The following is a 12,273-nucleotide window of genomic DNA, read 5'->3' as shown; positions in this document are numbered from 1 at the left end:
GACGACGACCGACCTCTGTGCCGACGGCGCTCCCATAAGAGTAACACCAGTTTCATCAACGGTGGGTCCGCGAAGTCGGTGAAAACTGATACCAACCCGCCCAGGGTTTGACCCTTGGCGGATTGGAGGCCGGCGACTGCCGGCCCGCGCCACATGGCGCGTAAGCCAAGCTGCCGGATGGCAGCGCCCGGCGTCTGAGGGAACAAAAAATCTCCCTGGATCGGTCACGATCAAGGGAGATTGGTACAATATAGTATTTAGAGCCGGGTGCGTTTAAACGGAAACGCACCCGGCTCTAAGTCCTTGTTCAGCGAGCGGATTCACGCTCCAAAGCGATTCCGCTCTAGCACGGATCGCGCTGATAGGCTCGATCCGTGCGCTGCCGGGCGAACAAAAACCCAAGATGGTTCAAGCCCGCCCCGAAAACATGGTTCCCGATATTCTCAGTGCGCGTGGCCACCCAGTTCGAACCGGGCCTGACCGGATTTGCCATCCTTGGTGCGAAGGCTGATCATGGCATCGGCCCCTGCCGGAGCCGTCCCATTGGCCGTCAGATGATCACCGGCCGGGGTGAGCACCAGGGTACCCTTGCGGGTGCTGCCCTGGGTGAATAACAGGCTGGCCTGTACGCCCTCGGTCGCCACGGGGTTGTCGTTGGCCGGGTCCAGCAGATAGAGCCGGACTGTGCCATCCGCCAGCACCAGCTCGGCCTCAAACCCGGCCAGTGCCTGCACGATCCCGCCATGCGGACCCTTGGCATCGGCGGCATGGGAATGATCATGGCCATGTCCATGGGCGTGATTTTCGGCCGCCAGGGCGCTGCCGGTGGCGAACAGCAGGCTGGTGGCGAGCAGGAAAGCTTTCAGCATGATGAACTCCTCGTTGAACGATGGGAAAGGGAACCCGGCGGCGGGGCCGCCGGGTGGGCAATGGTTCAATGGGGGGAAGCCGGCAGGGCGGGGGCATCCTGTTCCGCCTCTTCACCCTCGCCGGGCAACGGCCCGGCAAAGCGGCGGTAAAGTGCTGGCAGCACCAGCAGGGTCAGCAAGGTCGCGGTGATCAGCCCGCCAATGACCACGGTGGCAATGGGGCGCTGCACCTCCGCCCCCGGGCTGGTGGACAGGGCCATGGGCACAAAGCCCAGACTGGCCACCAGCGCCGTCATCAGCACTGGGCGCAGGCGGGTTTGTGCGCCTTCCCGCACCGCCTGTTCCAGCGCCATGCCCCTGATCCGCAACTGGCGGATATAGGAGAGCATGACCAGACCGTTCAGCACGGCGATGCCGGACAGCGCGATCATGCCGACGGCGGCGGAGATGGAAAACGGCATCCCGCGCAGGAACAGGGCCAGGATGCCGCCGGTCAGCGCCAGCGGCACGCCGCTGAACACCAGGGCGGCATCCCGGCCGGAGCCCAAGGCGCTGTAAAGCAACAGGAAAATCAGGGCGAAACAGGCCGGCACCACCAGCGTCAGCCGCTCCCGCGCGGCGATCAGGTTTTCAAACTGGCCGCCCCAGTTGATCCAGTAACCGGCGGGCACCGTCACCTGGGTGGCGATGCGGGCCTGCGCTTCGGTCACGAAGGAGCCGATATCCCGCCCGCGTACATTGGCCTGCACCACAATGCGGCGCTTGCCATTTTCGCGGCTGATCTGGTTGGGGCCCTCTGCGATGCTGAAGCGTGCCACTTCCCCCAGCGGCACGGTGCGCACCGCCGTTTCCCCCCGGCCCGCCACCGTGTCGGCGGGCAGCGGGATGGGCAGGGCGGCCAGGGCGTCCGGATCATTGCGCAACGCTTCCGGCAGGCGGGTGACGATGTCGAAGCGGCGGTCGCCCTGATAAAGCAAGCCGGCTTCCAGCCCGCCCACGGCCATGGCCAGCACTTCCTGCACATCGGCGACGGACAGGCCGTAGCGGGCGGCCTTGGCCCGGTCTACATCCATATTCAGGTATGTCGCACCGGAGACCTGTTCCACCCGCACATCCGCCGCGCCGGGGACGGCTTGCACCACGGATGAGATCTGGTTGGCGGTGGCCAGCAGCGTGTCGAAATCATCGCCGAACAGCTTGATGGCCACATCGCCACGCACGCCGGCCAGCAATTCGTTGAAACGCAGCTGGATCGGCTGGCTGACCTCATACACCTGCCCCGGCAGGGCACCGACGGCCTTTTCCAGCCGCTTGACCAGTTCAGCCTTGGACAGCGACGGGTCCGGCCATTGGTCGCGCGGCTTCAACATGACGAACATATGGGAGATGCCGGGGGGCATCACGTCGGTGCCGATTTCCGCCGTCCCGGTTTTGGAGAAGGCGAAGGCCACCTCCGGGAAGGCGGTGATGGTCTTTTCGATCTCCAATTGCTGGCCGGTCGCCTGATCCAGCCCGGTGCTGGGGATACGGAAGGCATTCAGGGCCAGATCGCCTTCATCCAGTTGTGGGATGAATTCCTGGCCCATCTGGCTGAACAGCAGCAGACTGCCACCGAACAGCAGGGCCGCCAGCGCCGCCAGCCGCAAGGGTGCCTTCAGCGCCTTATCCAGCAGGGGGCGATAGGCGGTGCCGGCGCGGCGGATGATGATATTCTCCTTCTCCTCCACCTTGCCGGAAACGAAGATGGCGATCAGGGCCGGCACCAGGGTCAGCGACAGGATGAAGGCCGCTACCAAAGCGATGATAACGGTCAGGGCCATCGGCTCGAACATCTTGCCTTCCACCCCGGTGAAGGTCAGCAGCGGCAGATAAACAACGATGATGATGGCTTGGCCATAGACGGAAGGCTGGATCATCTCCTTGGCGGCGATGGTCACCTCACTCAACCGTTCGCGCAGGGTCAGCACCCGGCCCAGATGGTGCTGACGCTCCCCCAGCCGGCGCAGGCAGTTTTCCGCAATGATGACGGCGCCATCGACGATCAGGCCGAAATCCAGGGCGCCTAAGCTCATCAGGTTGGCGCTGACGCCGGCCTTCAACATGCCGGTGGCGGTCAACAGCATGGTGACGGGGATGACCAGGGCGGTGATCAGGGCCGCCCGGATATTGCCCAGCAGCAGGAACAGCACGGCAATGACCAGCAATGCCCCCTCGGTCAGGTTCCTGGCCACGGTCTTCACCGTGGCATTCACCAGATCGGTGCGGTCCAGCACCGTCTTTGCCATGATGCCGGCAGGCAGGGAGCGGCGGATATCCTCCAGCTTGGCATCCACAGCGGCGGCCACGGTGCGGCTGTTCTGGCCGATCAGCATCAGGGCGGTACCCACCACCACTTCACGCCCGTTTTCAGAGGCACTGCCGGTGCGCACCTCCTGACCCGGCTGCACCTGGGCCACATCGCCCAGCCGTACCGGCACCCCCTCCCGCGTTGCCACCACCACCTGGGCGATCTGGTCGGGCGTGGCGATGCGCCCGTCTGACCGCACGATGAATAGCTCGCCATTGCGCTCCAACTGGCCGGCCCCCAGGCTTTGGTTGGCGCGTTCCAGCGCCCGGCCCAACTCGGCAAAGGTCAGGTTGAAGGCGATCAGCCGGGCCGGATCGGGCATGACGTGGAACTGGCGGACATAGCCGCCGATCGTGTCCACGCCGGCCACCCCCTTCACCCCCTTCATCTGGGGGGAGACGATCCAATCCTGCACTGTGCGCAGATATGTGGCCCGCTCCACCTCGCTGGTCAGGCTTTCGCCTTCCGGGGTCAGGAAGCTGCCATCGGGTTGCCAGCCGGGTTTGCCGGCTTCCGCCTTCGCCTGTTCGAACGGCGCATATTCCACCGTCCACATATAGACTTCCCCCAACCCGGTGGAGATTGGGCCCATGGTGGGGGCAAGGCCGGGGGGAAGCTGTTCCTTGGCTTCCGTCAGCCGCTCGCTCACCTGCTGGCGGGCGAAATAGATATCCACCTTCTCCCCGAAAATGGCCGTCACCTGCGACAAACCATTGACGGAGATGGAGCGGGTGCTTTCCAGCCCGGCAATGCCGGCCAGCGCCGTTTCCACCGGATATGTTACTTGCTGTTCAATTTCGAACGGCGACAGGGCCGGGGCCAGCGTGGTGATCTGGATCTGGTTGTTGGTGATATCGGGAACCGCATCAATGGGCAGTTGCCGCAGCGACTGCGCCCCAAAGGCGGCGGCGACCGCCACCAGCAGCACCACCAGAAAGCGGCGCTGGATGGCGAAGGTGAGGATACGTTCGATCATGCCAACGTTCCTCAATGGGAATGCGAATGGGCGGCTGCCCCGCGCGATGCCTCGGCCTTCAACAGGAAGGTATTGCCGGTTGCCACCTGATCGCCGGGGAACAGACCGAACAGCACTTCCGCCACGCTGCTGTTACGACGGCCGATTTCCACCACGCGCGGTTCAAACCCCTCCTCATTGCGCACGAACACCACGGTTTCGCCCTTCAGTGTCTGCAGGGCAGAGGCGGGCACGGTGATATCCGCCGCCTGCCCGCTGCCGGCCTCTATGGCCCCGCTGGCGAAATCGCCGGGGCGCCAAAGGCCTGCGGCATTATCCAGTTGCGCCACCACGCGGGCGGCACCCGTGGCCGGGTCGATGGTGGGGGCGACGAAGATCACCTTTCCGTCACCCTGCTGACCATGATTGCCCTTCAACACCAGCTTCTGGCCCTCCCGCACCTGCGGCAGATCGGCGGCATAGACGGGCAGTTCCACCCAGACCTGTGACAGGTCGGCAATGGTAAAGGCTTCCTTTTCTGCCGCCACCAGTTCACCGCGTTGCAAGTTGCGGGCGGTGATGCGACCGGCGATGGGGGCCCGCAGTTCCAGCCGGGCTAGGCTGGCCGGGCTCTGGCCAGGCAAGGCATTGATATCGCTGGCACTCAGGCCCAATGCTGCCAGTCGCTGACGGGCGGCATCCAGGCTGATACGGGCGGTTTCTGCCGCCGTGCGGGCATCCAGATAATCCTGCTCGGCCGAGATTTTCTTGCGCCAGAGATCTTCTTCGCGCTTCCGGTTGCTGGCGGCCAACGCTTCCTGCCGCTGGGCAGACAGATAGGCTGCCTTGGCGTCGGCCAGTTCGGCACTGTCCAGCACGGCCAGCACCTCGCCCGCCGCCACCCTGTCGCCCAGCCGCTTGGGCAGTTCCACCACCACGCCGGAAAGCCGCGTGGTGACGCTGCTCATCCGGTCGGCATCGGCGGTGATGCTGCCCATTACCCGCACTTCCCCGGTGACGGCGGCGGGGCCGGCGGCGACAAGGGTAATCTTGGCCTTGGCAATCTGCTCCGCCGTCAGATGCACATTGCCGTCGCTTTCCTCTTCCTCGCCATGCGCGTGGCCGTCGCCTTCCGTATGGTTATGCCCATCGCCTTCCGTGTGCTTTTCCGGACCGGCGAGCGCAGGGATGCTGGCGCTGGCGGCCAGGGCGGCCAGACAGACACCGATCAGCAGAAATTTCTTGGTCATCGTGCCCCCTCTGCGCCGGTCACGGCGGCGGTTGCGGTCAGCCGGTCCAGTTCGGCCCGCGCGTTATGGAAGCCCTGAAGGCTGTTGATCAGGTCGCGGCGTGCCTCAAACAGGGTGCGCTGCGCCTCCAGCACTTCCAGGTAAGAGAATTTGCCCTGGCGATAGCCTTCCTGGGCGGCGGCAAAGGCCGTTTCCGCCGTGGGGATGATCTGGCCCTGCAGGGCCGTGGCATTGTCATGGGCGGCCGCCAGATTGGCCGTTGCTGCGGCCAGCCGGCGTTCCCGGTCAATCCGCTCGGCGGCCAGATCGGCCTCTGCGGCGGTCAGTTCTGCCCGCGCCCGCGCAATCGCCCCCCGGTTCTGGTCGAACACGGGGATCGGCACGCTGATGCCGACCAGGAAGGCATTGTCATTGCCTTCCCGGAACTGGCGGAAGCCGGCGGAAACCGTGACATCGGGTATGGCCTTGGCCTGTTCCACCGCCAGATCGGCACGGCCCTGGCGCACGGCGGTCTGCTGGCGCAGCAGGTCCGCCGATTCCCCTGCCGTGGCAGCGGGGGCAGGCGTGTTCTCCAGCCGCTTGAACCAGTCATCCACCAGCCGCAGGTCCGGCTGTTGGCTGCCGGTCAGCGCGGCCAGCATCTGTCGGGCCAAATCAGCGCGACGCTTGGCTTGATCCCGCAGCATCCCGGCCTGTCGGCGGGCGATTTCCGCCCGGCTTAGCTGGATCGGCGCTTCCCGCCCTGCATCCAGCCGGGCCTGGATGGCGCGTTCCACCTCACCGGCCAGCCGAACCTGATCTTCCGTCAGGGCCAGATCGGCCTCGGCGGCCAGCGCCTCGGCAAAGGCCAGTTTCACATCGCGCGTCAGGTCCAGCCGGCTGATCTCCAGATCATAGCCGGCGCGGGAAAGACCAGCGCGGGCGGCATCCACCCGCGCGCCCCGCTTGCCCCCCAGCTCCAGCGTCTGGGACAGGCTGTAGGTACGTTCAGAACTGCGGAAGTCCCGATAGGGGCCGGAGCCCTGGAAATTTTCCATCTCCACAGACAGTTCGGGATTGGGGGCCACATCGGCCTGATCGACCCCGGCGGCAGCCGCCTGCCGCCGGGCCAGGGCGGCGGCGGTGCGCGGTGCCGTTTCAAGGGCCTGGGCGATGGCGGCTTCCAGGGTCAGGCTGGCTGGCGGCTGTTGCGCCATGGCCAGCGGCACCCCGGCGATAGCCATCGCCAGGGTGGCAACAAAATGTATGCGCATGGAAACTCCCGCACACGGACAAGCGGACAGGGCGACACCATCGGGCGTCACCCGGCTTCAGGTCGGCTTGTCAGGCGCGCGGGGGTTCTTCAGGCTGACGCGGGTCCGCGCTGGCTGGAAGGGGGATATTGTCCGCCCTGTAAAGGGTCGGCCCCCAGAAAGCGGGTTCCGATATTTGCGCCAGACGCACATGATCGGCAATGTGGATATGGCTGCACGAATGATGTGCGTCCATCCCATGCTCATGGTCTGCCGGAGGTGCCACATCTGCGCAATCCACAGCGCCCATGTCCGCCAAACCATGCACATGGCCCGGCATCACGTCCCGCGCATGGATGCCGGGAGCGTTGAACAGGAATGCCACGAGCAGCAGAAGGGCGGCGAAGCAGCGCATAAGATGGAAGATAGGGCAGTTGCGGATGGTTCGCAAGGGAGGTTGTAAATATAGCCGCTCTGAACCGCACCGGGATTGTCGGCGGCTGAAGTTCGTGAGTCACGCCGCCATTTGCTGAGCGCTCACGGCGTCATGATAGCGTTGTTCGGCCTCGGCTGGTGGAATATTTCCGATGGGCTCGAGCAGGCGTCGGTTGTTGAACCAATCGACCCATTTGAGGGTTGCGTATTCCACGGCTTCAAAGGATTTCCATGGTCCCCGCCTGTAAATGACCTCCGCCTTGTAGAGGCCATTGACGGTTTCGGCCAAGGCATTGTCGTATGAAACGCCGACGCTGCCAACCGAGGGTTCGATGCCGGCCAAGCCCAGCCGCTCGGTTGACACCGCCGGCTGAACAGCCGATCTTGGATGCCACGGATGAAACTGCCGCCCATCGTGACGGGCGATCCTTCTCGTAATCCAGAACCAGCCGAACAGCACGCTCGCGGAACCCAGCTGAAAATTTGTTCGTTGTCTCGGCACATCGTAGCCCCATCCTCTCAGGAGTTGGAGCCGCCGACAATCCCGGAGCGGTTCAGCTTGGCTTACGCCGCACGTGCGGCGGGCCGGCGGTCGCCGGCCTCCAATCCGCCAAGGGTCAAACCCTCGGCGGATTGGTGTAAGCATCTGGCCGAAATCGACAAATAGCTTCAAGGCACTGGGCAACGGTCAATCATTAGGGAGATTGGTATTAGAGCGGATCGCGGAAAAGCGGAATCGCTTTGGAGCGTGAATCCGCTGGCTGAACAAGGGCTTAGAGCCGGGTGCGTTTCCGTTTAAACGCATCCGGCTCTAAACAAATTGTTTTTCATTACGCCATCGAATCCATTTTACCGAGGTTCAATTAAGTTATTTATTAACCTTTATTACCACACCCTAAAGTATAGGCTATACCGTCGAAGTAGGGCTTCGGTCTTCATTTACCACAAACAGGCGTTTAACGTTTTCCCTAGGGTAGAAGCTTCTGTTGATCACCGTCCGTATATGGGGAAAATCATGCGCTTGATTGATCTTTCAATCCTTTCAAAATTGGGCGTTTCCTTTGGGGCGGTGATCGGCGTCGTGCTGGTCGCCGGCTTGGTCACCACCGATGGGCTTAACCAGCTGGACGCAGCGCTGCAGCGCAACAGCCAGTCGCAAGAAATGCTGTTGATCCTGGCAGAGGCAGAATTGGCCAGCACACGGCAAGAATCCTCCGTGCGGGGCTATATGGCCACCGGAAATGCCAGTTTTGTTGAACAGTACCGCAAAGCCGGTAGTGATTTTGAACAGGCGATGCAGAAGGCACAGCAACTGGCAACAGAGGCCGAACAACAGCAGCGCCTGCAGGATCTGTCGCGCGTGGCGGCGGATTGGCGGCAGAAGGTGGGGGATCAGGAAATTGCCCTGATGGCCCAGCCGGATGGTGCTGTCAAAGCCAAGGAAATTGCCAACGGCCCCACAGGCCGTGCCCTGCAGGCCAAACTGCACGATACTGTCATCGCCACCCTGACCACCGAACAGACGCGGCTGGCCAATATCGTGCAAGCGGCGGAAGCGGAGAAGCAGCACGCGATGATCGCCATCTGGGGTGGCGCCATCCTTGTGGCCATCTTTGCCGTGCTGCTGGCGTTGCTGCTGTCCCGTCTGGTGGCGGCACCGTTGCGCCAGGTGGCGGAAATCCTGGCGAAGCTGAGCCGGAATGAACCGGTGGCCCCCTTGCGCTGGGAGCGCCGTGATGAAATCGGCCGTATTGCCAACGCCACCGATGCGTTGGGCGAAACGGTGACCCAATGTTTCGCCCAGGCCCAGATGATCGCTGAATTGCCGCTGGGGGTGATGACCTGTGACCCGGCCAATGATTTCCGCATCACCTATATGAACAAGCAGAGCCAAAAGGTGCTGAAGACGATTGAGAACCTGCTGCCCTGCAAGGTGGATGAGATGGTCGGCCAGTCTATCGACATTCTGCACAAGCACCCCGAACATCAGCGGCGCATTCTGGCCAATCCGGCCAATCTGCCCCACCACGCCAAGATCCGCGTCGGGGGTGAGGTGATGGATCTGCGCGTCAGCGCCATCCGCGATACGGCCGGCAATTATGTCGCCCCGATGCTGACCTGGTCGCTGATCACGCAACAGGTGAAGCTGACCGACGATTTTGAGACCAATGTAAAAGGCGTTGTCGATCTGGTCAGCCAGGCAGCAGAGGAGATGGCGAATGCTGCCGTCAGCCTCAGCCAGACAGCAGGCCGTGCGAACGACCAATCCGCCGCCGTTGCCGCCGCCGCCCTGCAGGCCAGCACCAATGTCGCCACGGTGGCCAGCGCTACCGAAGAACTGGCCGCCTCCATCCAGGAAATCGGCCGTCAGGCGGAATCCGCCAATGGCCGTACCAGCAAGGCGGTGGAAGATGCCGGCCATGCCGATACGCTGATGGCGCAACTGGCCGATGCCGCCCGCGAGGTGGGGGAGGTGGTGGATCTGATCAATGCCATCGCCAGCCAGACCAACCTGCTGGCCCTGAACGCCACCATTGAGGCCGCAAGGGCGGGCGAGGCCGGCAAGGGCTTCGCCGTGGTCGCCAGTGAGGTGAAGGGGCTAGCCAACCAGACGGCAACCGCCACCGACCGTATCCGCGACAAGATCGCCGAAATCCAGGGCGCCAGTGATCGGGTGGGCAGCGCCCTGCGGGGCATCACCCAATCGGTGCGCGATGTGCATTCCACGGCGGCAGCCATTGCCGCCGCCGTGGAGGAGCAACAGGCCGCAACGCGGGAAATTGCCAGCAACATCACCCAAGCCGCCGCCGGCACGCAGGAGGTGACGCAGAACATCACCGGCCTGAACCAGTCCACCAGCGAAACCGGAGACGCCGCGCAACAGGTGCGTACAGCCGCCGGCGAACTGTCCGGCGGGGCCAGCCGGCTGTCGCGCCAGGTGGCGCAGTTCTTGGTGAACGCCCGCGCAGCATAAAAGAACTCAGAGAAAAGAGATGGTGGCGACCTTAAGGCCGCCACCATCTTCATTTGCCTCAGTGCTGGCCAGACAGGCCAACCTTGAAACCGGGCTGGTTCATCGGGTGGTTCTGGTCACGGAACACCGACCGGTCATTCTTCATCATGATGACCTCAAAATACGGCCGGAACTCCTCATCCGTGATGCCGAAAGCCTGCTGGGTCTTGTCGAAGAAGACCCGTTCCTCCGGCTCCGCATCGCCGTCGGCCAGGGCGCTGTCCACCAGATTCATCAGGATGCACAGGCGCTGAGCGGTGGTCAGCACCGGCGTCGCCTCGGCCAGGAACTGTTCATGGCTGTGGCTGCGGACATATTTGAAGGCCGAGTCCAGCAGGGCTTGGTTATTGGCACCAACGCCGATCACGCCGCCCTTGCTGTCGCCGCCGATCACCGCCAGCAGATGGCCCACCTCTTCGGGGTCCATCTCGCCATCAGCGGCCATGGTGTAGATAAGGGCAATGGTGAACGCCTTGTGCGGCGTCATCTGCTCGCCCTTATCGCTCTTGAACATACCGAACAAGCTCATGGGATCACATCCTGCCAAGTTATATGTTTGGAAAACATCCCTCAAAGGGCGGCGGCCGTGCCATCGATCAGCGGCCCACCCTGGGGATCACGGAAAGGATGCGCGCCATCCAGATGGCGGCGCAGCAGCCTCATATTGCGGTCATTGGCCTTGAAGACGAAATCGGCCGCCCAGCCGACCAGGGGGATGGCCCCCAGTACGGTATCCAGCGCCACATTGCCGGCCATGCGGACCAGCAGAGCACGCGGCACCCGCAGCCGAGCCGCCTCCAGGATCAGCCAGGCCGAAATACCGCCGCTGGCCAGCGTCCCCAGACCGGGGATCAGGTTCAGCACCGGGTCCAGCCCGAAGCGCCAGCCGAGCAACGGCAGGCGAAAGGCATGGTCCAACAGACCGGAAACACGATCCAACCGTCGCCGCACACGCCAGTGACGGTCGGAAAAGCCCGCCCCGGTCACGATGACCGGGGCATGGGGGCGAAAACGCCGGAACATCGGGTGGCCCTGCGCCTCAGATCGCCGCCAGCCACCAAGCCCCCAGCCGCTGTCGACGCGGCCAGGACAGCCGGAACAATCCCGGCCGCCGGGCTGCCCGCGCCCGACGCAGGGCAGCGGCAACCTGGGTGAAGCGAATAATGTAGGGTAATTGATAGGTCATAACAGGCTCCTTCACGACCAAGCGACAGCTTCGTCCAAGGAGTCCGACATCACGTGGCGGTAAACCACGTCAGAGGGGCCCGGACCCGAGACTGACCTGATGTAAGAAGCCATGCCGCATAGCACAAGCCCTGCCGGTAAAAATATTCAGCGGCCACACTGAGCGCCCATCACACATCTGCCCACAGCCGCAGCAGGTTATGATAGCTGTTGGTCAGCGACAGCACGCCCGGATGGTCGGGCACATCCTGGTTCAGCCGCACAATCGCCATATCCATATCGAACAGGATGCGGCGCTGTGCATCATCGCGGATCATGCTCTGCACCCAGAAGAAGGAAGACACGCGCGCGCCGCGCGTCACCGGCCGGACATGGTGCAGGCTGCTGCTGGGATAGAGCACCATGTGACCGGCCGGCAGCTTCACCTGCTGGGTGCCGAACAGATCCTCGATCACCAGTTCCCCGCCGTCATATTCGTCGGGCTCCGCGAAAAACAGGGTGCAAGACAGGTCGGTGCGAATGCGCTGACCCGTGGCCGCCACCAGCCGGATGGCATTATCGACATGCGGGCCGAAATGCTGCCCCCCCGCATAGCGGTTGAACATTGGCGGCAGAATCCGGGAAGGCAGGGCCGCCGACATGAAAAGCAGGTTGCGCGACAGCGCCTGCAGGATCATCTGCCCCAGTTTCTGCGCCACCGGGTGATTTTCCGGCAGTTGGGCATTATCCTTCACCTTGGCGGACTGGAAACCGGCAGTCCCCTTCCCATCCACCCAATCGGCCGCATCCAGGGCCGCGCGGGCCTGCCCCACCTGTTCCGGGGTCAGCACATTGGGGATGGCGATCAACATGGCGCATATCCTGGTGAAACGGCAAGGGAGGCAACCTATAGCAGATGCGTGTGAGAGCCACTCTGATTTGCATCAATCCCGCCATGAAAAGGGGGAGCGGCTGTGCGACCGCTCCCCCTTCCCTCTGACAGCGCTC

9 protein-coding genes and 1 pseudogene are annotated in these 12,273 nt (G+C 63.5%); 1 reads left to right on the top strand and 9 read right to left on the bottom strand.

Annotation, left to right across the window (positions count from 1 at the left end):
- Positions 1–443 precede the first annotated feature (443 nt).
- The 5 genes and pseudogenes from CHB97_RS20345 to CHB97_RS20320 form a co-directional block, all read right to left on the bottom strand.
- On the bottom strand, positions 444–869 hold the full coding sequence (locus CHB97_RS20345; protein WP_089289839.1) for a hypothetical protein: 426 nt from the start codon (positions 867–869) through the stop codon (positions 444–446).
- 65 nt (positions 870–934) lie between these two features.
- A complete protein-coding gene (locus CHB97_RS20340; RefSeq protein ID WP_089289838.1) occupies positions 935–4,192 on the bottom strand; it encodes an efflux RND transporter permease subunit in 3,258 nt (1,085 codons plus the stop codon).
- A gap of 11 nt (positions 4,193–4,203) precedes the next feature.
- Entirely contained in the window at positions 4,204–5,421 is a 1,218-nt protein-coding gene (locus CHB97_RS20335; RefSeq protein WP_089289837.1) for an efflux RND transporter periplasmic adaptor subunit, read from the bottom strand.
- Positions 5,418–6,674: a TolC family protein gene (locus CHB97_RS20330; RefSeq protein WP_089289836.1), complete on the bottom strand. Its 1,257-nt coding sequence runs from the start codon at positions 6,672–6,674 to the stop codon at positions 5,418–5,420. The genes CHB97_RS20335 and CHB97_RS20330 overlap by 4 nt, the downstream gene beginning before the upstream one ends.
- Before the next feature lie 493 nt (positions 6,675–7,167).
- Positions 7,168–7,446, bottom strand: a pseudogene (locus CHB97_RS20320) (integrase core domain-containing protein); the annotation flags it as partial.
- A gap of 657 nt (positions 7,447–8,103) precedes the next feature.
- Here CHB97_RS20320 and CHB97_RS20315 point away from each other — a divergent pair.
- Entirely contained in the window at positions 8,104–10,062 is a 1,959-nt protein-coding gene (locus CHB97_RS20315) for a methyl-accepting chemotaxis protein (RefSeq protein WP_160106082.1), read from the top strand.
- Between the two features lie 58 nt (positions 10,063–10,120).
- Here CHB97_RS20315 and CHB97_RS20310 read toward each other — a convergent pair whose 3' ends face one another.
- The 4 genes from CHB97_RS20310 to CHB97_RS20300 form a co-directional block, all read right to left on the bottom strand.
- Positions 10,121–10,630 (bottom strand): TerB family tellurite resistance protein, encoded by a 510-nt coding sequence (locus CHB97_RS20310; protein WP_089289833.1) that lies wholly within the window; start codon positions 10,628–10,630, stop codon positions 10,121–10,123.
- A gap of 41 nt (positions 10,631–10,671) precedes the next feature.
- Entirely contained in the window at positions 10,672–11,124 is a 453-nt protein-coding gene (locus CHB97_RS20305; protein ID WP_089289832.1) for a DUF4112 domain-containing protein, read from the bottom strand.
- Between the two features lie 16 nt (positions 11,125–11,140).
- Positions 11,141–11,287 (bottom strand): hypothetical protein, encoded by a 147-nt coding sequence (locus CHB97_RS26520; protein WP_160106081.1) that lies wholly within the window; start codon positions 11,285–11,287, stop codon positions 11,141–11,143.
- Between the two features lie 169 nt (positions 11,288–11,456).
- On the bottom strand, positions 11,457–12,137 hold the full coding sequence (locus CHB97_RS20300) for a Fe2+-dependent dioxygenase (protein WP_089289831.1): 681 nt from the start codon (positions 12,135–12,137) through the stop codon (positions 11,457–11,459).
- Positions 12,138–12,273: the final 136 nt, after the last annotated feature.

Source organism: Azospirillum sp. RU38E, assembly GCF_900188385.1.
Taxonomy (GTDB): Bacteria; Pseudomonadota; Alphaproteobacteria; order Azospirillales; family Azospirillaceae; genus Niveispirillum.
The sequence above is the reverse complement of the archived record's forward strand: the minus strand, read 5'-3'. Positions and strand labels throughout refer to the sequence as shown.

Bases quoted from the DNA above. Each gene is read 5' to 3' on its own strand.
- CHB97_RS20345 (WP_089289839.1), bottom strand. From the start codon at position 869: ATGCTGAAAGCTTTCCTGCTCGCCACCAGCCTGCTGTTCGCCACCGGC.
- CHB97_RS20340 (WP_089289838.1), bottom strand. From the start codon at position 4,192: ATGATCGAACGTATCCTCACCTTCGCCATCCAGCGCCGCTTTCTGGTG.
- CHB97_RS20335 (WP_089289837.1), bottom strand. From the start codon at position 5,421: ATGACCAAGAAATTTCTGCTGATCGGTGTCTGTCTGGCCGCCCTGGCC.
- CHB97_RS20330 (WP_089289836.1), bottom strand. From the start codon at position 6,674: ATGCGCATACATTTTGTTGCCACCCTGGCGATGGCTATCGCCGGGGTG.
- CHB97_RS20315 (WP_160106082.1), top strand. From the start codon at position 8,104: ATGCGCTTGATTGATCTTTCAATCCTTTCAAAATTGGGCGTTTCCTTT.
- CHB97_RS20310 (WP_089289833.1), bottom strand. From the start codon at position 10,630: ATGAGCTTGTTCGGTATGTTCAAGAGCGATAAGGGCGAGCAGATGACG.
- CHB97_RS20305 (WP_089289832.1), bottom strand. From the start codon at position 11,124: ATGTTCCGGCGTTTTCGCCCCCATGCCCCGGTCATCGTGACCGGGGCG.
- CHB97_RS26520 (WP_160106081.1), bottom strand. From the start codon at position 11,287: ATGACCTATCAATTACCCTACATTATTCGCTTCACCCAGGTTGCCGCT.
- CHB97_RS20300 (WP_089289831.1), bottom strand. From the start codon at position 12,137: ATGTTGATCGCCATCCCCAATGTGCTGACCCCGGAACAGGTGGGGCAG.